This is a genomic window from Acidimicrobiia bacterium (assembly GCA_036271555.1).
In the GTDB taxonomy this organism is placed as follows: domain Bacteria; phylum Actinomycetota; class Acidimicrobiia; order IMCC26256; family PALSA-610; genus DATBAK01.
The window spans coordinates 1-19,508 of the sequence record DATBAK010000073.1 but is presented as its reverse complement, the minus strand read 5'-3'; the positions used below and the strand labels follow the sequence as shown (position 1 = coordinate 19,508).

The following is a 19,508-nucleotide window of genomic DNA, read 5'->3' as shown; positions in this document are numbered from 1 at the left end:
GGTGCGCCGTCGAGCCGCCGCGGTCGCTCGGGGGTGACGACGGCTCGTTCCTCAGCCATTTGCCGGGCCCTTCAGCAGTGCCGTCAGGAGCTGCGCGGCCACCGGTGCCGCGACGCGACCGCCGGTCGACTCGCTGTTCTTGTCGCCGCCGTGCTCGACGAGCACCGCGACCGCGTAGCGCGGTGCCTCGGCGGGCGCGAACGCGATGAACCACGTGTGCGGGTGCCCGTCGGGCACTTCTGCAGTGCCGGTCTTGCCCGCGACGGTGATGCCCGCGATGCGGGCCGCGGTGCCGGTGCCATGGGGATCGGCGACGACCGACTGCATGAACTGGTTGAGGATCGTCGCCGTCGCGGGTGTCATCGCGCGGCGCCAGACCTTCGGCGTGTAGCGGCGCACGACGGTGCCGTCGGAGGCACGGATCTCGCTCATCACGTGCGGCACCATGATCTCGCCGCCGTCGGCGACGGACTCCGCGACGAGCGCCATCTCGAGTGGGGTGACCGCGACGGCGTCCTGGCCGATCGCGCTCTCCGCGAAGACCGGCATGTTGTCGCGAAAGGTTCCCGCCACGGGACCGACGCTGCTCGCGGCGCCGGGCGAGAGGTCGAGCGGCGGCGCGTCGCCGTTGATGCCGAACGGCAACGCGCCCTCCGCGAGCCGGTCGCCGAGGGTGAGGCCGATGCGCGCGAACGTCGTGTTGCACGACACGGTGAAGCTCTCCGCGAGCGTGCCGCCACAGCGCTCCCCGCCGAAGTTGGAGAGCGTGTGCGTCGTCTGCGGTAGCGGGAGCGTCGTGAGCTCGGGGAACGGTGTCTGCGGGTTGACGATGCCGTCGTCGAGCGCGATCGCGCTGGTGATCACCTTGTACGTCGACCCCGACGGATAGCGCTCGCGATACGCGCGCGGGAGGTCGGGCTTGATCGGGTTGGCCTCGAGCAGGTCGAAGTACTTCTGCACGAGCGTCGTGTTGTGGCTCGCGAGCGGCGTCGGATCGAACGTGGGGTTCGAGTACATCGCGACGATCCCGCCGGTCTTCACGTCGAGTACGACGACCGAGCCCCGCCTTCCGTTGAGTGCGGTCTGCGCGGTCTGCTGCGCGGTCTTCGAGAGCGTGAGGACGACCGTGCCCGTGTTCGTCTGCGGGTTCAGCAGGTCGGAGAGGCTGTGCGTCTGGAGCTTGATGTCGCGCCCGAGCAATTCGGAGTCGTACTGCTTCTCGACGCCGGTGTTGCCGATCGTGACCGACTGGTAGCCGACGATCTGCGAGAAGAGGGATCCCAGCGGGTACTGGCGCTGGTACTTGAGCTCGTCGTTGCTCCCGACCGAGCGCGCGAGCACCGCGCCGTCGGAGGACACGATGTTGCCGCGCGGGCGGACGAAGTCGGCGGTGACGACGCGCACGTTGTTCGGGTCGTGGTTGAGGCTGTTCGCGCGGACGAGCTGCAGGTAGGTCAGCTGGCCGCTGAGTGCGATGAACAGCAGCACGACGACGATGCCGACGCGACGGATGGCGCGGTTCATACCGCGACCACCGCGCGGGAGCGCTCGACGGCCTGGTCGCGCGCGTTCTCGTCCGACATGCGGAGAAGCAACGCGAGGATCACGAAGTTCGCGACGAGCGACGAACCGCCGTACGACACGAACGGCAGCGTGATGCCGGTGAGCGGGATGACGCGCGTGACGCCGCCGATGATGATGAACGTCTGCAGCCCGAGGATCGTCGTGAGTCCGGCTGCGAACAGCTTCGAGAACGGCCGGCTCGACTCGACCGCGATGCGGAAGCCGCTCCCGACGATCAGCAGGAAGCAGATGACGACCGCGAGCCCGCCGATGAGACCGAGCTCTTCGCCGATCGCAGCGAAGATGAAGTCGGTCGACGCGTACGGGATACGGCCCGGAATACCGAGCCCGATGCCCTTGCCGTACGCGCCCCCCGCCGCGAACGCGTACCACGACAAGATGATCTGGAAGCCCTTCGCGGAGTGGCGGTAGGGCCAGGGGTTCAACCAGCCCTGCACGCGGTCGCGCACGTGCCCGAAGAGGTGGAACGCCGTCACCGCGCCGACGCTGAACATCGCGAGCGAACCGACCAGGTATGCGCTGCGCTCGGTCGCCATGTAGAGCATCGCCGCGAACACCGCGAAGAACAGCAGCGACGAGCCGAGGTCGCGCTCGAACACGAGCACGAGGATCGACACCCCCCACACCGCGACGAGTGGGCCGAGGTGGCGGGCCGCGGGCAGGCGCATCCGCCCGACCGAGCGCGTACCGGCCGACAGCAGCTCGCGCTTCTGTGTGAGGTAGCCCGCGAAGAAGATGACCCACAGCACCTTCGCGGGCTCGCCGGGTTGGAAGTGCAGCGAGCCGAAGTGCGCCCAGATGCGCGCGCCGTTCACCGTGAGGCCGACGTGCGGGACCAGCGGCACGAGCAGCAACCCGAGCGCGAGGAACGCGAACGTGTACGTGTAGCGCTCGAGGCTGCGCACGTGCCGGATGAACAGCAACGTGAGGAAGAACGCACCGACGCCGACCGCGCTCCAGATGGACTGGATGCGCGCGAGATCGCGGTCGAGGCGCGCGATCGTCACGAACCCGATGCCGTTCAGCAACGCCGCGAGCGGCAGCAACGTGCCGTCGGCCCCGGGCGCGAGCCGGCGCACCGCGACGTGCGCGGCGACGTAGAGGCCGACGACGCCGACACCGAGTGCGGCGAGGTCGGGCGGCAGGCTCGGGCCCCGCGCGAGCGCAAGGAGGATGTAGCCGCCGATCGTCACGACGATCGCGAGGAATCCCAGGCCGAGCTCCGCGTTGCGGCGCTTGCGGCCGGTCGCCGTGATGCTGCTCACTGACCGCCCTTCGCCGTGGTCGGGGGGTTACGGCGTGTCGTCGTCGGGTGGGGCACCGTGGTCGTGGTGGTCGTCGTCGTGCTGGTCGAGCTCTCGAGGTTGGCGACGAAGTCCTGCGCGCGTTCGAGCGAACCCTTGCCCGAGCGGTTCACCTGGTCGACGGCGTCGGGCGTGAGCTTCGACTTCTCGAGGTCGGTGGTGGTTTCCACCGTCGGCTTCCATCCCAGGATTCCGCCGGGCACGCCGCGGTAGACCACGACGCGGTCTCCTCTGAAGGACACGAAGTACGTGTGGTGCGCGTACCAGTCGACTGCGCCGATGCCGCCACCGACGATGAGCAGGACGGGCAGGACGAACATGAGTGCGCCGCCGACGGAGCGCCACTTCGGGCGGCGCGGCTCCGATATGAAGACGTCGGGTGCCGTGCGCGGCGTCGGCGTGCGGGCGCGCGACCGCGCGGCGAGCGCCTCCGGATCGGGCGCGCCCGCGGGCGGCGCGTCGAGCACGTCGATCACGACGACCGTGATGTTGTCCTCGCCGCCCGCTTCGTTGGCCGCGTCGACGAGATGGTCGGCCGCGAGGCGCGGATCGGCGTCGAGCTGCGCGACGTGCGACACCTCGTCGTCGCCGAGCATCGTCGTGAGCCCGTCGGAGCAGATGATGATGCGATCGCCGGTGCGCGCGTCGAGCGTGTAGAGGTCGACGTCGACGTCGGGATCGACACCGATCGTGCGGGTGATGATCGACCGTTGCGGATGGACCTTCGCCTCTGCGGGCGTGAGCCGGCCTTCACGCACGAGCTCTTCGACGAGGCTGTGGTCCTCCGTGAGCTGCTCGAGCACGCCGTCCCGGACGCGGTACGCGCGCGAGTCGCCGACGTGGCCGATCAGGAACGTCGATTCACCGAGGATCTCGATCGCGGTGAGGGTCGTGCCCATGCCGAGCAGCGCGCGATCGGTCCCGGCCTTCTCGTACACCGAACGGTTGGCGCGCACGATCGCGGCGTCGAGCGCGTCGCCGCCGGCGACGGCCGCGCGCAGCGCCTCGAGCGCGGTCGCGCTCGCGACCTCACCACCCTGGTGACCGCCCATGCCGTCGGCGACGGCGTAGAGGGAGATCCGGTCGTCGACGAGGAAGCTGTCCTCGTTGCCGCTGCGGAGCTGCCCGACGTCGGAGCTCGCGCCGGCGTCGATCCTCAACGGGCGACCTCGAGCACGGTCTGGCCGATTTGAATCCGGTCACCCTTGCGCAAGGTGCGCGGCGCGGTGATCGTCGATCCGTCGACGAGCGTGCCGTTGGTCGAGCCGAGATCTTCGAGCAGGACCTCGCCGTTGCGTTCGTTCACGCGCGCGTGCACGTTCGACACGTAGGTGTCGTCGGGGAGCGACACGCCGCACCCCGCAGCCCGACCGATCGTGAGCTCGCCGTGGACCTCGAACGTCCGGCCGTTCGCGGCCTCGGGCTCGAGGACGACGAGGCGCCACGGTCGGCGGGGCGTGGGCTTCGCCTTGGCCGGTGCGGGGCGGGCCTCGACGGGCGCGGGAACGGGTGCCGGTGCGCCCCGCATCTCCGACACCACCGTCCACACCACGCGCGCGAGGAACAGATAGAGGAGCGCGAACAGGCAGAACTTCAGGATCGTGAGCACGCCGTCGGACACGGGCTCAGCTCTCCTCGAACCGGATCAGGGTGTTGCCGACGCCGATCTCGTCGCCGTCGCGTACCAGTTGTTCGGCGACCGGCGAGCCGTTCACGGTCGTGCCGTTGGTCGAGCCGAGGTCGACGACGACGTAGCCCTCGGGACTGCGGCGGAGCTGCGCGTGGTGGCGGGATACCTGCGGATCCGAGAGCGCGACCGCGCAGTCGGGCAGCCGCCCGATCGTGGCGTCCGTCTCACCGAGGGCGACGCGGCTGCCGTCGGCGAGCACGAGCGCGGCCGCCCAGCCGCCCTCGCCCTGCTCGATCACCGAGTCGACGCGCAGATCGCCGCGGCGGCGGGACGGCTCCTCGGTGAGGTCGACGACGACGGGTCCGACGAAGTGGTAGCGCTCGTCGCGCGCGTGCTCACGTGCCGCGTCGGCGAGCTCGCGCTCGAGCGCGTCGCGGAACGACGCGAACTGTTCGAAGTCCTCGGGCGAGAGGAAGACGGTGAAGTGATTCGGCGCGACGACACCGTGCACGCCGACCGTGCGGCCCGCGTCCAACTCCCGGACGATCCGGCGTCCGATCTCGAGCGGCTGCAACCCACTGCGAAACGCCTTGGTGAACGCGCCCTCGACGAGCCGCTCGAGGCGTCGCTCGAAGGCCTGGAGACCCATCGGATCGAGTGTAGGTGGCGACCTTTCTCGCGCCGGCGCACGTGGGGGAACGCGCGAACCTGCTGGTAATGTCCCTCGCTCAGCGCGCGAGTGGCGGAATTGGCAGACGCGCAGGATTCAGGTTCCTGTGCCCGCAAGGGCGTGGGGGTTCAAGTCCCCCCTCGCGCACGCAGCGGTTCCGCGCGCGCAACATCGGGGTACCGCGGTTTCGGTGCCGTCGGATCGCCCGGACCGTCACTGGTCACCGTTCGTCGTCGCGACCTACGCGCTGATCGTTCTCCTGCTCGGGAGCAACGTGACGACGCCGTTCTATCCGCTCTACGCGCGGATCTTCGGGCTGTCGCCGCTCGGCATCACGCTCCTCTTCGCGACCTACACGCTGCTCGTCGTGCCCGCGCTGCTGTTGCTCGGTCCGTTGTCCGACGCTCGCGGCCGGCGAGAGGTGCTCATCCCCGCGATCGTGCTCGCCATCGTCGCCGCGGTGTTCTTCGCGATCGCGAACGCGATCGTTTGGTTGTTCGCGGCGCAGGCCGTGCAGGCGTTCGCGCTCGGCGCGCTCCAGGGAACCGCGGCACCGACGCTCGTCGAGAACGATCCGGACGGCGACATCCGGCGAGCCTCCGCGATCGCGTCGGCCGGCACGACCGGAGGCGCGGCGCTCGGGCCACTCCTTGCGGGATTCCTCGTGCAGTACGCACCACTGCAACGGCGGTTGTCGTTCATCGTCGAGATCGCGTTGCTGCTCATCGCGCTCGTGCTCGTTCGGGCGCGGCTCCCGCGCCGGGAGCACCGGTCGTCGTGGCGACCGCGCCGGCCGAGCGTCCCGGCTCCGATCCGGCGTGCGTTTGCGATCGCGAGCGTGTCGGCGTTCGTCGCCTGGGCCGTCACCGGCCTGTTCGTCGCGCTCATCCCGTCGTTCATGGCGGACGTCTTGCACAACCACGACTTCGCGGTTGCCGGTTGCGTCGTGGCGTTGATGCTCGGCAGCTCCGCGGTCGTGCAGATCGCCGTCCGCCGCCTCCCGTCGCTGGCCGCGCAGATCGCGGGTCTCGTCGCGATGCTCGCGGGCGTCGTCTTCCTCTTCGTCGCGACCGTGACGTCGTCACTCGCACCACTGTTGATCGCGACCGTGCTGAGCGGCGCGGGCCAGGGCGGCGCGTTCATGGGCGCGCTCGGGGACGTGAACACGATCGCGCCGCCCGACCGCAAGGGCGACGTCGTCGCGACCTTCTACGTCGTCATCTACCTCGCGACCGCGCTTCCGGTCATCGGTGTCGGCGTGCTCGCGAACTCGATGGGTCTGCTCGACGCGGTGCGCATCTTCACCATCGTGATCGCGGCGATCTGCCTCGCGGGACTGGTCGCACTGACGGCCGAGGCGCGCCGCTCGGGTCGCGTGGAGTTGGTCGCCTCGGCGGCGAGCTAACCGAGCGGGGGAATCCAGTCGCCGTGCGCGGCGAGCAGCGCGTCGACAAGGTCGTGGATCTGCTCGACGTCGAGCTCGGCCGCGGTGTGCGGGTCGAGCATCGCAGCGTGGTACACGTGCTCGCGCCGGCCGGTGAGCGCGGCCTCGACGGTGAGCTCCTGCACGTTCACGTTCGTGCGGATCAGCGCGGCGAGCTGCGGCGGCAGCGCACCGATGCGCGTCGGCTGCACGCCGTTGCCGTCGACGAGACACGGCACCTCGACCGTGCACCCCGCGGGCAGGTCGTCGATCAGGGAGTCGTTGGGCACGTTGCCGTAGACGACGCGCGGCTTGCCGGTCTCGATGCTGCGGATGATCGTCGCCGCGTACTCGTAGCTCGGAGTGACCTCGAACGCCTCACCGCGCTCGAGTCGCTCACGCTCGGCGTCCCAGTCGGCGATCTGCTCGATGCAGCGGCGCGGGTACTCGTCGATCGGGACGTTGAATCGTTCGACGAGATCGGGCCGGTCGCGCTTCACGAACCACGGCACGTACTCGGCGAAGTGCTCGCTCGACTCGGTGACGAAGTAGCCGAAGCGGCGCAGGATCTCGTAGCGGACGCGGTTGTGGTCGGGGATGCGCCCCGACGCCGCGAGCTCCTGCAGCTGCGGGTAGAGGTCGACGCCGTCGCGCTCGAAACGCAGATAGAACGCCATGTGGTTGATGCCCGCGGCCACGTAGTCGATGTCGCGGTACGGGATGCCGAGGTCGAGCGAGAGCTCGAACGCGGTGCCCTGCACGCTGTGGCACAGCCCGACCGTTCGGATCGAACTGCCGCGCGAGATCGCGCGGCAGTTCATCGCCATCGGGTTCGTGTAGTTGAGGAACCAGACGTCGGGGCAGAGCTCCTCCATGTCGGCGCACATGGAGAGGAGCACCGGGATCGTGCGGAGGCCGCGCATGATGCCGCCGATACCGAGCGTGTCGCCGATGGTCTGGCGCAGACCGAACTGCTTCGGCACCTCGAAGTCGATCACGGTCGCGGGTTCGTAGCCTCCGACCTGGATCATGTTCATCGCGTAGTCGGCACCGTCGAGCGCGGCGCGCCGATCGGTCGTCGCGCGGATCTTCGCGGGTACGTCGAGCGCCTCGGTGACGCGGTGCGCGACGAGCTCCGACGTGGCGAGCCGTTCGCGATCGATGTCGAAGAGGACGATCTCGCTGTCGGCGAGCTCCGCGTGACCGAGGATGTCGCCGAGCAGATTGCGGGCGAACACCGTGCTGCCGGCGCCAACGAACGTGATCCGGGCCATGCGGCGCAGGCTAGGTGACGATCGCCTGTCCCGGCCCGCCGGTACTCTGCGACGCGTGATCGCGCGCCGTCGCCGCCGGCTGCTGAGCGCCGCGTTCGCGGTGGCGCTGCTCGCCGGCGCGTGCAGCGGCTCGTCGTCGCAAGGGTCGGCGCCGACGTCGGCGCGATCCGCGCCGACGACCGGACCGCGCGCCGCGTCCTGCGCGCCGGCGCGTCCCCATGCACCCGGCCAGTCCGGCCAGGCCTTCGACTTCGGCGGCACGCAGCGCACGTATCAGCTGTACGTCCCCAGCGCGTACGCGGGCACGACCGCGGTGCCGGTCGTGTTCGACTTCCACGGCTTCGGCTCCAACGCGCAGCAGCAGATCGTCTACGGCAACTTCGAGCCCCTCGCGAACCGTCACGACTTCATCGTCGTCGCGCCCGATGGGCAGGGCGCGATCAAGCACTTCAACCTCACCGGCGAGAAGGGCAAGCCGAGCGACATCGCGATGGTGCTCGCGCTCGTGAAGCACATCGAGGCGACGTTCTGTGTCGACACCGCGCGCGTCTACTCGACGGGGATGTCCGACGGCGGCGCGATGACGTCGATCCTCGCGTGCGTCGCGCCGCAGACGTTCGCCGCGTTCGGACCGGTCGCGGTGCAGCTGGCGCCGCCGGGATGCAACAACCACTCCGTGGCGATGATCGCGTTCCACGGCACGAAGGATCCGGTCGTGCCGTACGCGGGCGGCAAGGTCAACTGTTGCGGCGGCGCGATCCTCGGCTCGACACCGAAGGCGATGGCGAGCTGGGCCGCGCACGATCACTGCAACGCCGCGTTCACCGACACGAAGCTCGGCACCCAGGTGTCGCGACGCGCGTGGAAGGGCTGCGAGGGTACGAGCGAAGTCGTCCTCTACTCGATCATCGGAGGCGGTCACACGTGGCCGGGCGCGATCGCGATCCCGCGCCTCGGCCTGACCACCAAGCAGATCGACGCGAGCAGCACGATCTGGGACTTCTTCGCCGCGCATCCCTTGACGTCCGGCTGACGTGTTCGGCCTGCTGTTCCGCCTCTTCCGGTGGTTCTTCACGATGCTCGTGATCGTGTTCGTCCTCATCCAATTCGTGCCGTACCGGTTGAAGAATCCACCGGTCGTCGACGAACCGAAGTGGGACAGCGCGAAGACGCGAACGCTCGTCGTCGCGTCGTGTTACGACTGCCACAGCAACGAGACGAAGCGACACTGGTACACGCAGGTCGCGCCGTTCTCGTGGGTCGCGGCGAAGGAAGTGAACAAGGCGCGCACGGCCCTCGACTTCTCCGCGTGGGCCGAGTCGCCGCACGAGTCCGCGGGCGCGATCACGCAGACGGTCTCCGACGGCTCGATGCCGCCGGGGTGGTACCCGTGGTTCCACCACGAGGTGAAGCTGTCGAAGCAGGAGCGCGCCGACCTGATCGCCGGCCTGCAGCGCACCTTCGGCGCGCGTTGACCGCGCGGCCGGCGCGCCCCTACCCCGTCGTCATCCGCAGGGCTGGCGACCGAGCGGTGTCACCGGGGTCCACTCACGACGCAGCGCTTCGACCGTCTGCGACGTCGAGAAGGTGTTGACGCCGAAGCCGTCGTTCGGGCTCCTGATATGTCCGTTCGCCTCCTGCTGGCCGCGCAGCCACACGATCGGTGACGTGTACGGGTGGCCCGAGAGGTCCGGGTCGCTCGCGTTGCGCCAGCACGCGACGTACGGGTTGTAGCCGGCGGCGGTGATCGCGACGACCGCGACCGATGTGGAGTTCGGGTCGTCGCTGCCGAACGACTGCCATGCGCCCGTCGACTGCTGCCGGTCGGCGAGGAACGTGAGCGCGTCGCGCAACGTCGCGTCGTTCTTCGAGACCTTCGCTGCCGCGAGCGCCTGGATCGCGAGGCCGGTGGTGTCGATGTCGTCGTCGGTGCCGGTCGGGTCGCCGGCGAAGTTCCAACCTCCGTTGGCCTGCTGCGCGTCGCGGATGAACGCGAGGGTCTTCGCCGGAACCGAGCCGTGGGTCAGACGGAGTGCGATCGCCGCGTACAACGTCGCGTTGAACGCCCCGTAGGAGCCGTTCGCCTGCGCGCCGGCCTTGATGATCGCCTGGAGGTCGGCCTTCTTCTTGTCGTGATCGGGATTGAAGTTCGTCGTCGAGATTCCGAGCGGCTTCGCGTCGAGCACGACGAGCTTCGCCGCCTGGCCCGCGTCGATGCCGCTGTCGGCGAAGTCGTCGAGCGCGTGCAGCACGCCGACGCCGTTCGTCGTCGTGTCCTCGATCACGTGCAACGCCCTCTGCTTGTTCCACTTGGGCGTGGTCTGCGCGCTCTCGGCGATCGCGAGCACGGCGTCGGGTGTCTCGAACCCGGGGAAGCCCGCGGTCTCGAAGCTGCCATCGGCCAACTGCTGACCGCTGATCCACTGTGCGCCGCGCGAGGCGGCCTGCTTCGCGCGGACGTCGTGAAATCCGGTGAAGCGGAACGCGCCGAGCAACAGCACGGCGCAGAGCGCGCCGATCACGGCGCGCGGACGACGGAGACGTCGCATCATTTCCTCCTCGGCCCCGTACCTCGAGAGCCTGTTTTGTCGCTCGAAGGCGACTCGGTTGGGTTTACCGACGGTCGTCGGTGGAGCCGAGCGGGTGATCTGGCTCACACCGGCCGAACCGGTGATCACAGTTGCGGGTCAGCGTCGGGATCTCACCGAACTTCCCCCGCGGGCTCGGCGGGACCATAACAGGACGGGTCGCGTTCGCGCCCGGCCGCGCCCTTGCGCGCACCGGCGCGACCGCACGTGGGTACCTTGCGGCCAATGAACGAGCAAGAGGTCGAGAGCGAGCTCGCACTTCCCGCCGCGCGCGAGCTGCTCGAGAAGGAGTCGATGACGCGCCTGGCCTACAACGGTCCCGACGGATTCCCGCGCGTCGTGCCCGTCGGCTTCCTGTGGAACGGCGCGCAGGTCGTCGTGTGCACCGGGACGAACGCGCCGAAGGTGCGGGCACTCTCCGAACGGCCCGAGGTCGCGCTGACGATCGAGACGGGCAACACGCCGGGTGAAGCCAAGGCCTTGTTCATCCGAGGAACCGCGTCCGTCGACATCGTCGACGGCGTGGCCGAGGAGTACCTCGCGATGTCGACGAAGGGGATGGCCGAGACGCTCGGCGAGGATGGTCTCGCCGAGTTCGAACGCAACCTGCGCAACACGTACGAGCAGATGGCGCGCATCCGCATCGAGCCGCGATGGGCGCGGTGCTTCGACTTCGGCGCCGGTCGCCTGCCCGCCTTCCTCGCCGAGCTGGTCGCGCGCGCCGAACAGCAGAGCTGAGGACCTCGAAGCATCGCGGCACGGCGTCGCCGCCGCCGCCGGCTCCCGGATCGCCGGACCGCGCCCGCCGCGGCGGCGCTCGCGGCGCCGCAACCTCCGGCGATCCGTCGCCCGGTGTCCGCTTCGCGGACGGCGACCGATAGCGTCGCCGAGGTGCGCCGACTGCTCGTCGTTCCCATCGTGGTACTCGCGTTGGCTGCGAGCGCGTGCAGCACGCCCGTGTATACGAGCGGGCGCGCGGTGAGCGATCTGGAGACGAAGGCGGACCTCACGCACACCCAGGCGACGTGCATCGTCGCCGCGATCCGCAAGCACTTCGAGGTCGAGATCAAGGCCGCGCAGAAGGCGAACAACGGGAGCGCGATCCCGGCAGACGACCTGAAGCTCCAGATCGACGGCGCGCTCGCGGCGTTGAAGGAGCCGACCGGTACCGATCGGGCCGCGACCCGTACCGCGATCCTGCGCTGCGCGCCGAACGCATTGAGCTGACGCGGCGCTCTCGCCGGAACGCGCGGGTCGCGTTGCGGCCCGTCCGAGCCGGGCACCGAGGCGTCGGGGAGGTCGATGCTTGTGCGCCCGACCGGGATCAGCGCAGCTCGGACATCCGGAACAGCGCGTCGAGGGTGAGGCCATCGGCCGTGAGGTTGTCGCGGCCGCCGGACTCGCGGTCGATGACGCACACGACCCGCGCCAAGCGTGCGCCGCGGGCGCGCAGCTCGCGGGCCGCGTCGAGGACCGCGCCCGCGGAGGTGATCACGTCCTCGACGATCAGCACGTTGCGGCCGTCGATCTCGCCACCCTCCGCGAGCTTGCAGGTGCCGTAGGTCTTCGCCTGCTTGCGGACGAAGAGGGCGGGGACACCCGTTATCTGCGAGAGCATCGTGGCGATCGGGATGCCTCCGAGCTCGAGGCCGGCGAGGGCGTCGCAACCGGCCGGGACCGCGGACGCCATCGCCTCCGCGATCGCTCGGAGGAGGGCGGGCTCGGCCTCGAAGAGGTACTTGTCGAAGTACTCGTTGCTCACCACGCCGGAGCGGAGCGTGAACTCACCGGTGAGGTGCGAGGCGGCGTAGATGCGGTGAGCGAGCTCGGCGCGGTCCATGCGCCGGACGCTAGGTCGATGACGACCATCACACTCAACGTTGACCTGGCTACGTACGGTTTGTACCCTGCCGCTGGCAGGAGTTGGGGCGGACCGCGCCGGGGAGGAACCGGACCGGTCCGACCGGAAGAATGCTCGGCCGTCGACGGTGTGCTCGGGGGGGCTCGCCGTCCGGCCTTGCGACACGGGGAGGGCGCCGAGAGGCGCCCTCCCCGCCTTTGTCTTCCGGTCGCACTCGCTCCGCTCGCTGCCCCTGACGCGCGCCGGGAGTGAGTCGGGCGGGCCGCACCGCGATCCGCCGGTTCTTGCGGAGCCGACCGCGTCTCGTCACAGACCCAGCCGGGCCGCGAGGTCGCGGAGGTCGGAGGGCTCGAGCACCGAGCCCGCGAGGCTCCAGACGCCCTGGAACACAGGGTCGGGAGCGCCCATCCGAATGCCGCCGAGCATCTCGGTGCGGTCGTCGATGTTCATCGCCGGCAGCATCCGCGCCAGGCCCTTCGCGAGCTCCTGCGGCGGGATGGCGCCGACGATCGCCTGGTGGATCGTGAGCAGCTCCTCGAACGCGAGCTTGCGGTCGAGGATCGGCATGATCTCGCGCTCCTCGAGGTCCTGGTGCGCCAGGTAGTCCGACGTGAACGACGCGAGGTCGAGGTACAGCGTGTGCATGCGGCCGGCGAGCTCGAAGCCGGGCGCGTCGACCGACTCGATCGCGAGCGCGCGGACCGCGATCATGCGCGCCTCCAGCGCGGCGTGCTCGTCGGTGACGCGCGGCGCGAGGTCGGGCGCGACGCGCTCGAGCGCCGGCTGCACGTGCGCCTCTTCGTGCTCCGCGTGCATCACGAGCCAGTCGACGATCGTGCTCACGTGCTGCGCGAGGTCGGCGCGACCGCCGCAGTCGTTCGGGTCGACCCGACCGGCCGATCCGGTCAGCGCGAACAGCTCGCCGCGGATGCCCTTGTGGATGTCGCGGTAGAGGTCGTGCGAGACGAGGTCGAAGGTCTCGGCGGTAGCCTGACCGGTCACGGTCGGCTCGGTGATGGTCATGGGGTTCCCCTCCCGATCTGAGGGCGACCCCGGTGGCCGCCGTCGTGATGAGCTCATCGTGAGGGAAGCGCCGCGGGCTTGCTCCCAAAAGGCCCGTAGCGGAACGCTGAGAGATTGCTACGCGACCCTGAAGGAGGGGCAGGGGCCGTGATCGGAGCCGAGACCGTCGCCTTTTTGGAGGGTGGCTGCGCGCTCATCGTCGGGACGGTCGGTGGCGACGGCGAGCCCCGCGCCAACCGGGCCTTCGGGCTCACCGTGCTGCCGGGCGCGGCCGACGTCGCAGTCCGTGTGCTGCTCGACACGAATGATCCGGTGATCCGGGAAAATTTGGAGACGACCGGGCACATCGCGATCACCGCCGGCAACGTGCAGACCCTGCACTCGACCCAGCTCAAGGGGCGGGCCGTCGCGATCGAGGCGGGGACCGACGCGGATCGTGAGCGGGCGGCTCGCTACGTCCGAGAGTTTGCCGACGACGTGGTCGCGGTCGATCGGACGCCGCGCGAGCTCATCGCGCGCATGATGCCGCCCGATGTGTTCGCGGTCACCGTCGCGGTCGCGGAGCTCTACGACCAGACTCCGGGACCGGGCGCGGGCGGCCGACTCGAAACGGCCCTGCCGTGAGTCCCGCGGATCCCGTCGAGGCGGCGCGCGACTACCGCGGCATCGACATCGGCCCGCGCGATCTGGGCCCCTGCTACGAGGGCGCGATTCCCGCGATCGTCGCCACCGCCGCCGCCGACGGCACACCGAACATCACGTACCTGTCGAAGGTGCACCTCGTCGACGACGAACGGGTCGCGTTGTCGAACCAGTTCTTCTCGAAGACCGCACGCAACCTCGCGGAGAACCCGCGGGCGAGCCTCCTCGTGACGCACCCGACGACCGGCGACCAGTTCCGGCTGACCCTGTGCTTCGAGCGCACCGAGCGGCGGGGCCCGGTGTTCGAGCGGCTGCGCGGCGACGTCGACGCGGTCGCCGCGATGACGGGCATGCAGGATGTGTTCAAGCTGCGCGCCGCCGACGTCTATCGCGTGCTGCTCGTCGAGCAGGTACTCACCCCGGTTCACTTCGACGGCCGCGCGATACCAGGTGACACGCCGCCACCCGACCTGCGCGCGTCGTCGGCGAACCTCGCGGTGCTCACCGCACGGCTCAGCCGTTGCGGCGACCTCGACACCCTTGTGAGCGTCGCGCTCGAAGGTCTCGCCGAGCTGCTCGGCTACGACGAGACGGTGTTGCTCCTCCTCGACGAGCGGGGCGAGCGGCTCTACACGATCGCCAGCCGCGGCTTCGACGCCGAGGGCGTCGGTTCGGAGGTCGCCGTCGGCGACGGCGTGATCGGCATGGCCGCCGAGCGCTGCGCGCCGATGCGCGTCGGCAACCTCCACCAGATGAGCAAGTACTCGAACCGCGTGCGCCGTACCTACGAGGAACAGGGCATCGTCGCGCCCGGTCGCGAGATCGCCGTTCCCGAGCGCGACGAGACCGAGAGCCGCATCGCCGTTCCCGCGATGGTGCTCGGCCAGCTCGTCGCGGTGCTCGCGGCGGAGAGCCCGCATCAGGCCGCGTTCAGCGAGCACGACGAGGCGATCCTCAGCGTCGTCGCCGGCATCGTCGCGAGCGCGATCGAGATCGACGGCGCGCAGGAGCGCGCGGAGTCGGCGGCCGCGGTCGCGGTGCCGGTCGCGCATCACATCGAGCCGGTGGCGTCGGAAGCACCCGTGCGCGTCCGTTTCTTCGACATCGACGGCAGCATGTTCCTCGACGGCGACTACCTCATCAAAGGCGTCGCCGGTCGGATCCTGTGGGTGCTGCTCTCGCACTACACGCGCGACGGGCGCGACGAGTTCACCAACAAGGAAGTGCGGCTCGAGCTCGCGGGCGAGCTTCCCGACTTCCGCGACAATCTCGAGAGCCGGCTCATCCTCCTGAAGCGCCGGCTCGACGAGCGCGCCGCGCCGATCCGCATCGAGAAGACCGGCCGCGCGCGGTTCCGTGTCGTCGTGGATGGCGCGGTGGCGCTCGAAGCGGTTACGGCGTCGGAGGACTGACCGCCGCGTCGCGCACGACGATCCACGCGACCTCGCCGGCGGTCTGATGGCCGGGGATCGTGCAGTACAGGAGATACCGGCCGGGCCGCAGCGTGACCGTCGTCTTCACCGTGTACGGCGAGCGCTTCCCGCGCGGGATCGAACCTCGGAAGTCCGGCACGCCTCGGAGCACGAGGTTGTGTGTGAAGTAGTAGTGGATCGTGAACTGCACGCGGCCCGCGGGCAGCACGACGCGCTGCGGGCCGTCGCCGGTCTGCCGACCCGGGAACCTGATGCTCAGGGTGCCGGCGACGCCGTCGTCGACGGTGACGTGCGTGACGGGACCCGTGGTCGTCACGTGTTGTGCGCGCGTCGGCCGCGGTCTGGCGATCACACCGATCACGCCGAGGACGACGAGGACCGCGAGCAGGGTCGCGAGCGACGTGCGCATCCGGCGGGCTCGCCGCCGGCGGGCGAGTCTCGCCTCGACGCGTTGCTCCCCGTTGGTGATCGGCACGACACGGAGGTGCGTGAGACCGTCGCGCCACGCCTGATCGATGTCGTCGGGCTCGAGATCGATCATCGGATCGCTCCTGGGCTCGGGGCCCGCTCGTCGAGCACGGCGCGCAGCGCGGCGCGGGCGCGGTGGAGCGCGGCCTTCACGGTTCCGCTCGGGATCGCGAGCTCCTGCGCGATCTCGTCGACCGATCGATCGAGGAAGTAGAAGAGGACGACGATCTTGCGTTGGCGACCGTCGAGCCCGGCCAGCGCGGCCCGGACGTCGAGCGACAACGCGACGTCCGGCATCTCGGTGTCGGAGGCGGTGCGCGCCTGCACCCGCTCGCGAGCGGCGCGCTCGCTGCGACGGCGCCGGTAGGAATCGCGCGCCGCGTTGAACGCGACGACGCGGATCCACGCGCCGAGGGTCTCGATCTCCTTGCCCTTCGCGAGACGTTCGCAGGCCCGCGCGCAGGCCTCGTCGACCGCGTCGCGGGCGCGGTCCTCGCTGCCGGTCACGAGCCGCAGAGCGGTCACGAGCTTCGGGTAGTCGAAGCGGAAGAAGTCTTCGAAGCGACGATCGCGGAGATCCCACCGGCCCACGTTCACGACCGTACTGACGCACCGACGGCCACCCCGGTTGCAAGAACCTCTGGCCGGGCCCGCGCGCTGCGAGCCCGACCAGCAAGCTCAGTCGTCGTTGGTGATGATGCCGGCGGCCGTGGCCTTCGCGAGGCCGGCGTTGGTGGGAAGCGAGAGCACGAGCGAGAGCTTCTCGTTCGGCTCCCGCACGGTGTCACCGACGACCGGAACCGTCACCGTCTTCGTCTTCTCACCGGGCGCGAAGGTCACCGTGCCGGTGCGGGCGGTGTAGTCGCCGGGCGCGGTCGCGGTGCCGTCCTTCGTCGCGTACGCGACGGTCACCGTGCTCGGCGTCGGACCCACGAGCTTGATCTTGAACGCCACGTTCACGGTGCCCGAGTCGGGCTCGGTCACATTCGTGTTGGCGACCGACAGCAGCGTGTTGGCCGTGCCGGTGTAGGCGACGATCGCCCAGCCGTTGAGGTTCTCGCCGACGCCGACGACGCGATCGTCGGGCAGCACACCGACGGCCTCGATCTGCTCGTTCTGCACTGCGAGCGTGTTGGTGACGACGAGCCCGTCACCGCTGAACGAGGTGTCGAGCGTGCCGTTCCAGTTGAGCCGAACGGTCGCGAAGTCCATGCCTCCCGGGGGGTTCGTGAAGCCGCCGAGCACGATCTTGCCGTCGGCCGCGAGCGCGACGTCGAGCGCACGGTCGTTCGCCGTGCCACTGATGTTGACGACGACGCGGCCGCCGGTGCCGAATGACGCGTCGGGCGCGCCGGTGGTCGTGAACCGAGCCGCGGCGAAGTCGCTGTCGGGGTGGCCGGTCTGCGTCGCGTAGCCCGCGACGACGACCTTGCCGTTGTCCTGCAGCGCCATGTGGAAGCCCGCGCCGCCGACGCCGATCGTCGCGGTCGCGACGCCGTCGCCGTCCCACTTCGGGTCGAGCGCACCCTGCTTGGTGAACCGCGCGGTCGCGAACGCGGTACCGGCCGTTCCCGCGAGCACGATCTTGCCGTCCTTCTGGACTGCGAGGTCACGCACCGAGTCGAACGTGCTGATCTCCGTCGTCGGGACCTCGGCCTTGCCGTCGCCGCTGAACGCGTGGTCGAGCGCACCGCTGTTGTCGAGCGCGAGCAGGGTCCACTCGTTCGCGAAGTTGCCGCCGTCGTCTTGCGATGCGGCGACGAAGATGCGGTTGCCGCTCACCGCGATCGTGCCGGCGCGGTCGTGGTTGCCCATGTCGACGGTCGCGATGCCGTCGCCACCTCCGAACGTTGCGTCGGGCACACCCTTCGCGGTGAGCCGGAGCACGGCGACGTCGGCCTCGTCGCTGCTGTCGACGCTCGTGCCGTAGCCGCTCACGAGGATGCGGCCCGTGGCGTCCACCGCGACGCCACGAACGACCTCGTTGCCGGGTGCGGTGTTGACGATGGCGATGCCCCCGTTGCCGAAGTTCGAGTCGAGCTCGCCCGCGAGCGTGTAGCGGGCGACGTAGGTCCCGACCTTCGACGGCGTGCCGTCGTCGAAGGCGCCGGTTCCGGCGACGACGGTCATCCCGTCGGGCTGCACCGCGACCGCGGTTGCGTTCACAGGCCCGCCGGTGGCGGTCGCGATGCCGTCACCGGAGAAGCCGGGATCGAGGTCGCCGGTGGCGGCCGACGCGGTCGTCGCGAGCGCGATCGACCCGACGAGTCCGCAACACAAGACGCGGAAGACCAATGAGGACGAGCGATGGAACATGACCCACCTTCCTGGACGATGACTGACTGGTGTCCGTCGATGATGAGGGACATGCCATCGCGGCGCGCTTGAAAGACCCTTCAAGAACGCGTGAATCGTCGGAACCGTGCTTGTTGTCGCGCTCGCTGCCGGGCCGGGATACCCGGCTCCGCGGACGCTCGCTGCTCGGCGTCAGCCGGGCTGCCGGCCGGAGCGCGCGAGCACGTCGGACCACGGATCGTCCGTGACCGGCGTGTCGCGTACGCCGGGCCAGTCGTGCGTGTGGTCGCGCAGACGCGCACACAGGTCGCGAGGCGGGTCGAAGGAGACGCCGAGCCCGCGACAGACGTCGTGCGCGTGCAGGATCAGCTCGAGGCCGCCGCGTGCGGCGAAGTCTTGCGGGATCCCGGTCGGGCCCGCGCCGAAGATGATGGCGCGCGCGTCGGCCGGCGCCGCCGCGACCACGGCCGACAGCATCGTGCACACCGCCGACAGGCCGTTCACGAGATCACGAGGCGACGCGCCGGGCAGCGCGTGCAGCTCCGTGAACGGCGGATACACGTCGTCGCGACGCGCGGCGAGGAACAACGCGTAGGAGAACACGCAGTCGATCGTGTGGTCGGCCGTCGTGAAGCAGCTCCACTCGAGCGCGCCGGCCGGCGCGGACCAGTCGTGATCGAGGCCCGCGGTCCACGCCGCGATCACTTGCGCGCTGAGCTCGGCGAAGTCGTCCGGCGTGAACGGCCCGCCACCGAGCGGCATCAGACGATCCGCGTGTCGCGCGCGCCCCAGTACCGATCGCGCAACAACCGCTTGTAGAGCTTGCCCGTCTCCTGACGCGGCAGCTCGCGCTCGAAGTCGACCGTGCGCGGGCACTTGTAGTGCGCGAGGTGCTCGCGGCAGTACTCGAGCAGCTCGCGTTCGAGGTCGGGACCGACCGAGTCCCAATCGATCGGCTGGACGACCGCCTTCACTTCTTCGCCCATCTCCTCGTTCGGCACGCCGAACACCGCGACGTCGAACACCTTCGGATGGTCGACGAGCAGGTTCTCCGCCTCCTGCGGATAGATGTTCACGCCGCCCGACACGATCATGAACGTCTTGCGGTCGGTGAGGTAGAGGTAGCCGTCGGCGTCGAGGTAGCCCATGTCGCCGACCGTCGACCAGCCGCGGTCGTTGAACGAATCGCGTGTCTTCTCCTGGTCCTTGTGGTACTCGAAGCCACCGCGATTGGGCAGCGGCTCGAACCACACCACGCCGACCTCGCCGGGTGGCAACCGTTCGCCGGTGGTCTCGTCGACGATGTGGATCGG

The 19,508-nt window shown here is 69.9% G+C and carries 21 protein-coding genes, 1 tRNA gene and 1 riboswitch; of the genes, 8 read left to right on the top strand and 14 right to left on the bottom strand.

The features are described 5' to 3' along the window. Positions 1–51: 51 nt before the first annotated feature. The 5 genes from VH914_16770 to VH914_16750 are packed head-to-tail and all read right to left on the bottom strand — an operon-like array spanning position 52 to position 5,167. On the bottom strand, positions 52–1,524 hold the full coding sequence (locus VH914_16770; GenBank protein HEX4492861.1) for a penicillin-binding transpeptidase domain-containing protein: 1,473 nt from the start codon (positions 1,522–1,524) through the stop codon (positions 52–54). Next, positions 1,521–2,849, bottom strand: coding sequence for an FtsW/RodA/SpoVE family cell cycle protein (locus VH914_16765; protein HEX4492860.1), 1,329 nt, complete (start codon positions 2,847–2,849; stop codon positions 1,521–1,523). The genes VH914_16770 and VH914_16765 overlap by 4 nt, the downstream gene beginning before the upstream one ends. Next, a complete protein-coding gene (locus VH914_16760; protein HEX4492859.1) occupies positions 2,846–4,048 on the bottom strand; it encodes a Stp1/IreP family PP2C-type Ser/Thr phosphatase in 1,203 nt (400 codons plus the stop codon). Before VH914_16760 ends, VH914_16765 begins: the two co-directional genes overlap by 4 nt. Further along, positions 4,045–4,509 (bottom strand): FHA domain-containing protein, encoded by a 465-nt coding sequence (locus tag VH914_16755; GenBank protein HEX4492858.1) that lies wholly within the window; start codon positions 4,507–4,509, stop codon positions 4,045–4,047. Before VH914_16755 ends, VH914_16760 begins: the two co-directional genes overlap by 4 nt. Before the next feature lie 4 nt (positions 4,510–4,513). After that, entirely contained in the window at positions 4,514–5,167 is a 654-nt protein-coding gene (locus tag VH914_16750) for a DUF3662 and FHA domain-containing protein (GenBank protein HEX4492857.1), read from the bottom strand. Between the two features lie 84 nt (positions 5,168–5,251). Here VH914_16750 and VH914_16745 point away from each other — a divergent pair. Then, positions 5,252–5,335: transfer RNA gene (locus tag VH914_16745), tRNA-Leu, on the top strand. A 43-nt stretch (positions 5,336–5,378) separates the two neighbouring features. Next, positions 5,379–6,593, top strand: a complete 1,215-nt coding sequence (locus VH914_16740) for an MFS transporter (protein ID HEX4492856.1) — start codon at positions 5,379–5,381, stop codon at positions 6,591–6,593. On the opposite strand, the gene VH914_16735 is transcribed toward VH914_16740, so the two are convergent. Further along, positions 6,590–7,885, bottom strand: coding sequence for an alpha-glucosidase/alpha-galactosidase (locus VH914_16735; GenBank protein HEX4492855.1), 1,296 nt, complete (start codon positions 7,883–7,885; stop codon positions 6,590–6,592). The genes VH914_16740 and VH914_16735 overlap by 4 nt on opposite strands. A 55-nt stretch (positions 7,886–7,940) precedes the next feature. Here VH914_16735 and VH914_16730 point away from each other — a divergent pair, with 55 nt between their 5' ends. Further along, positions 7,941–8,918 (top strand): PHB depolymerase family esterase, encoded by a 978-nt coding sequence (locus VH914_16730; GenBank protein HEX4492854.1) that lies wholly within the window; start codon positions 7,941–7,943, stop codon positions 8,916–8,918. A 1-nt stretch (position 8,919) separates the two neighbouring features. Then, positions 8,920–9,360 (top strand): heme-binding domain-containing protein, encoded by a 441-nt coding sequence (locus VH914_16725; GenBank protein HEX4492853.1) that lies wholly within the window; start codon positions 8,920–8,922, stop codon positions 9,358–9,360. Positions 9,361–9,390: 30 nt separating this feature from the next. On the opposite strand, the gene VH914_16720 is transcribed toward VH914_16725, so the two are convergent. Further along, positions 9,391–10,434 (bottom strand): prenyltransferase/squalene oxidase repeat-containing protein, encoded by a 1,044-nt coding sequence (locus tag VH914_16720; protein HEX4492852.1) that lies wholly within the window; start codon positions 10,432–10,434, stop codon positions 9,391–9,393. A gap of 71 nt (positions 10,435–10,505) precedes the next feature. Then, positions 10,506–10,627, bottom strand: a riboswitch (cobalamin riboswitch). Positions 10,628–10,698: 71 nt separating this feature from the next. Between VH914_16720 and VH914_16715 the strand changes: the two genes are divergently transcribed. Both VH914_16715 and VH914_16710 read left to right on the top strand, forming a co-directional pair. After that, positions 10,699–11,211: a pyridoxamine 5'-phosphate oxidase family protein gene (locus VH914_16715; GenBank protein HEX4492851.1), complete on the top strand. Its 513-nt coding sequence runs from the start codon at positions 10,699–10,701 to the stop codon at positions 11,209–11,211. Positions 11,212–11,364: 153 nt separating this feature from the next. After that, positions 11,365–11,700, top strand: coding sequence for a hypothetical protein (locus tag VH914_16710; GenBank protein ID HEX4492850.1), 336 nt, complete (start codon positions 11,365–11,367; stop codon positions 11,698–11,700). Between the two features lie 97 nt (positions 11,701–11,797). Here the strand turns inward: VH914_16710 and pyrE are convergent, their stop codons facing one another. Together pyrE and VH914_16700 are read right to left on the bottom strand one after the other, a co-directional pair. Then, complete coding sequence (pyrE, locus tag VH914_16705; GenBank protein HEX4492849.1) at positions 11,798–12,313, bottom strand: orotate phosphoribosyltransferase; 516 nt, start codon at positions 12,311–12,313, stop codon at positions 11,798–11,800. A 327-nt stretch (positions 12,314–12,640) separates the two neighbouring features. After that, entirely contained in the window at positions 12,641–13,357 is a 717-nt protein-coding gene (locus VH914_16700) for a hemerythrin domain-containing protein (GenBank protein HEX4492848.1), read from the bottom strand. A 147-nt stretch (positions 13,358–13,504) separates the two neighbouring features. Here VH914_16700 and VH914_16695 point away from each other — a divergent pair, with 147 nt between their 5' ends. Both VH914_16695 and VH914_16690 read left to right on the top strand, forming a co-directional pair. After that, positions 13,505–13,981, top strand: coding sequence for a hypothetical protein (locus tag VH914_16695; GenBank protein HEX4492847.1), 477 nt, complete (start codon positions 13,505–13,507; stop codon positions 13,979–13,981). After that, positions 13,978–15,411 carry a GAF domain-containing protein gene (locus tag VH914_16690; GenBank protein HEX4492846.1) on the top strand — a complete coding sequence of 478 codons (1,434 nt, stop codon included), beginning with the start codon at positions 13,978–13,980 and terminating at the stop codon, positions 15,409–15,411. The genes VH914_16695 and VH914_16690 overlap by 4 nt, the downstream gene beginning before the upstream one ends. Here the strand turns inward: VH914_16690 and VH914_16685 are convergent. From VH914_16685 to VH914_16665, 5 genes are all read right to left on the bottom strand, one after another. Continuing rightward, positions 15,392–15,973: a hypothetical protein gene (locus VH914_16685; protein ID HEX4492845.1), complete on the bottom strand. Its 582-nt coding sequence runs from the start codon at positions 15,971–15,973 to the stop codon at positions 15,392–15,394. The genes VH914_16690 and VH914_16685 overlap by 20 nt on opposite strands. Next, positions 15,970–16,491, bottom strand: a complete 522-nt coding sequence (locus tag VH914_16680; GenBank protein ID HEX4492844.1) for a sigma-70 family RNA polymerase sigma factor — start codon at positions 16,489–16,491, stop codon at positions 15,970–15,972. The genes VH914_16685 and VH914_16680 overlap by 4 nt, the downstream gene beginning before the upstream one ends. 87 nt (positions 16,492–16,578) lie before the next feature. Continuing rightward, positions 16,579–18,216 carry a Calx-beta domain-containing protein gene (locus VH914_16675; GenBank protein ID HEX4492843.1) on the bottom strand — a complete coding sequence of 546 codons (1,638 nt, stop codon included), beginning with the start codon at positions 18,214–18,216 and terminating at the stop codon, positions 16,579–16,581. A 171-nt stretch (positions 18,217–18,387) separates the two neighbouring features. Further along, positions 18,388–18,957, bottom strand: coding sequence for a maleylpyruvate isomerase N-terminal domain-containing protein (locus VH914_16670; protein HEX4492842.1), 570 nt, complete (start codon positions 18,955–18,957; stop codon positions 18,388–18,390). Further along, positions 18,957–19,508, bottom strand: a 552-nt coding sequence (locus VH914_16665) for an acyl-CoA synthetase (GenBank protein ID HEX4492841.1), incomplete at its 5' end; no start/stop codon positions are given. The genes VH914_16665 and VH914_16670, both read right to left, overlap by 1 nt.

Excerpts from the sequence above, each read along its gene's own strand:
- VH914_16720 (HEX4492852.1), bottom strand. The coding sequence starts at position 10,434 with ATGCGACGTCTCCGTCGTCCGCGCGCCGTGATCGGCGCGCTCTGCGCC.
- VH914_16685 (HEX4492845.1), bottom strand. The coding sequence starts at position 15,973 with ATGATCGATCTCGAGCCCGACGACATCGATCAGGCGTGGCGCGACGGT.
- pyrE (HEX4492849.1), bottom strand. The coding sequence starts at position 12,313 with ATGGACCGCGCCGAGCTCGCTCACCGCATCTACGCCGCCTCGCACCTC.
- VH914_16750 (HEX4492857.1), bottom strand. The coding sequence starts at position 5,167 with ATGGGTCTCCAGGCCTTCGAGCGACGCCTCGAGCGGCTCGTCGAGGGC.
- VH914_16715 (HEX4492851.1), top strand. The coding sequence starts at position 10,699 with ATGAACGAGCAAGAGGTCGAGAGCGAGCTCGCACTTCCCGCCGCGCGC.
- VH914_16770 (HEX4492861.1), bottom strand. The coding sequence starts at position 1,524 with ATGAACCGCGCCATCCGTCGCGTCGGCATCGTCGTCGTGCTGCTGTTC.
- VH914_16675 (HEX4492843.1), bottom strand. The coding sequence starts at position 18,216 with ATGTTCCATCGCTCGTCCTCATTGGTCTTCCGCGTCTTGTGTTGCGGA.
- VH914_16700 (HEX4492848.1), bottom strand. The coding sequence starts at position 13,357 with ATGACCATCACCGAGCCGACCGTGACCGGTCAGGCTACCGCCGAGACC.
- VH914_16670 (HEX4492842.1), bottom strand. The coding sequence starts at position 18,957 with ATGCCGCTCGGTGGCGGGCCGTTCACGCCGGACGACTTCGCCGAGCTC.
- VH914_16735 (HEX4492855.1), bottom strand. The coding sequence starts at position 7,885 with ATGGCCCGGATCACGTTCGTTGGCGCCGGCAGCACGGTGTTCGCCCGC.